Source organism: Sphingomonas sp. AC435 (assembly GCF_979253005.1).
On the sequence record NZ_CEEDCJ010000024.1, the window covers coordinates 1 to 1032 of the forward strand.

1 protein-coding gene is annotated in these 1032 nt (G+C 67.0%); it reads right to left on the bottom strand.

What is annotated here, in order from left to right; all coding sequences use genetic code 11:
• Positions 1-15: 15 nt before the first annotated feature.
• Positions 16-962, bottom strand: a protein-coding gene (locus AC0CH8_RS18810) for an IS630 family transposase (RefSeq protein WP_465241189.1) whose coding sequence is annotated in 2 segments (ribosomal slippage) — positions 16-623 and positions 623-962 — 948 coding nt in all. Because the reading frame shifts where the segments join, the coding sequence is not laid out codon by codon here.
• Positions 963-1032: the final 70 nt, after the last annotated feature.

Genomic DNA, 1032 nt, shown 5'->3' on the forward strand with positions numbered 1-1032 from the left:
TAGAGCGGATTCCGTTCAGTCCGGATCATAGCCGCAGGAGCTGAAGTAGTTGGCGCATTCCTGCGGCTGGAAGAGGTCGACCAGCTTGCCGATGAGGGACCAAAGCCCGGAGACGGTCCGCTCGCCAGCCTTGCGGAGCATGGCCTTGAGGCGGGAGAAGGCTTTCTCGATCGGGTTGAAGTCGGGGCTGTATGGCGGGAGGAACAGCAGGCGGGCACCGACGGCCTCGATAGCTTCGCGGACGCTGGCACGCTTGTGGCTGGACAGGTTGTCCATGATGACCATGTCGCCGCGCCTGAGGTCGGGAACGAGGACCTGTCGGACATAGGCCTCGAACCAGTCGCCGTTGATCGGCCCGTCGAGCACCATCGGTGCGACCATGCCGGTCATGCGCAGGCCCGCGACCAACGTGGTCGTCTTGCGATGGCCGTGCGGGTAACCCATCCGCAGCCGCTCGCCTCGCCGGCAGCGACCGTGACTGCGCGTCATGTTGGTCGCCGTCCAGGTCTCGTCGATGAACACCAGCCGCGCAGGGTCGAGGTCGAGCTGGCCATCGAACCAGTCCTCGCGCGCACTCAGGACGTCGGCGCGGTCCTGCTCGGCCGCATGTCCGGTCTTTTTTTACGTGTGATCCCGTGGCGCGCGAAGAAGCGGTGCAGCGTCGAGATCGCCACCGTCACGCCCGCCTGGCCCAGCTCGCGACGCAGCTCGTCCAGCGTGATGTCGCGCCGTGCTTCGTGCAGCGCCAGCACCGTCTCCCGATGCGCTTCAATCCGCCGCGACCGCGTGTCCCCGCCCTGCGGCTTGGCGGCGTAACCGCCCGTGCTGCGGCGCTGGTCGTGCCACCGGATCACCGTCGCGGCCGCCACACCAAACCGCACCGCCGCAGCCCGGCAACTCATCCCCTCGTCAACCGCGGCCAGCGCCCGCAACCGCAGATCCATCGACAACGGCTTGCCCATCCATGCCGGCCTCCATCCAGCCAGCACTGTGAATCAGATCAGCGCGTCCGTGTGAATCCCCTTCGACTCA